Genomic DNA, 1,078 nt, shown 5'->3' with positions numbered 1-1,078 from the left:
TTCCGTAAAGAATTCGGCCCGCGCGGCGTCATCAAAAGTTCTGCTGATGGCAAAATTGAGGATACCGGCCCGCTGACCATCAAACGTATGGGCACAGTGGATGAAGAAACTCTGGCAGCAAATAACGACTTTATGGAACGCCAGACCAAAGCCGGTAAGCCATTCTTCACCTGGTTTAACACCACCCGCATGCACAATAAAACTCACCTGAAAGACGCCAGCATTGGTGTCACCGGGCTGGGCACCTATGCCGATGGCATGGTTGAGCATGACAAGATGATCGGGGAAGTGCTGAAGAAGATTAAAGATCTGGGTATCGAAGACAACACCATCGTCCTTTACACCACGGATAACGGCCCGATGACCGCGACCTGGCCGGATGGCGGTATCACGCCATTCCGGGGCGAGAAAAATACCGGCTGGGAAGGCGGCTTCCGCGTTCCTGCGATGATCCGCTGGCCGGGACATATCAAACCGGGCACGATAATTAACGATATCTTCGGCAGTAATGACTGGTTCCCGACGCTGATTGCTGCGGCCGGTACACCAGATATCAAACAACAGTTGCTGAAAGGCTACAAAACGCCGTCCATCACCTACAAGGTGCATCTTGACGGCTATAACCAGCTCGATTTCATCCAGGGTAAAGGCGAAGATCCGCGTAAGGAGTTCTTCTACTGGAGCGATGACGGCGATCTGCTGGCTATCCGTTATGGCCGCTGGAAAGCACACTTCATGATCCAGGAACACACGGGTCTGGATCTGTGGCGTTATCCGTTCACCAAACTGCGTGCACCGATGATCTTCGATCTGGCAGTAGATCCGCTGGAAAAAGGCTCCGACGGTATGGGTTATCAAACCTGGTTCTACGACCGTATGTTCCTGATGGGCGGCGCGCAGAAATACGTTAAAGAAATGCTGGATACCTTTAAAGAATTCCCTCCACGTCAGAAACCAGGCTCATTCACGATTTCCGATGCGGCAGCGATGATCGAACAGGGCGCCAACGCGAATAACTAATACATGGCATAAGCCGGGCGGGAAACTGCCCGGCATTCCATTCAGGAGGCGCGATGAA

At 52.8% G+C, this 1,078-nt stretch carries 1 protein-coding gene; it reads left to right on the top strand.

Annotated features, from left to right (window positions below; genetic code table 11):
- On the top strand, positions 1-1,020 hold a 1,020-nt coding region (locus J1784_RS00330), incomplete at its 5' end, for a sulfatase-like hydrolase/transferase (protein WP_217147586.1).
- Positions 1,021-1,078 lie beyond the last annotated feature (58 nt).

Source organism: Rahnella ecdela (genome assembly GCF_019049625.1).
Classification (GTDB): Bacteria; Pseudomonadota; Gammaproteobacteria; order Enterobacterales; family Enterobacteriaceae; genus Rahnella; species Rahnella ecdela.
Note: the sequence above shows the minus strand (reverse complement) of the source record. Positions and strands in the feature narration are given on the sequence as shown.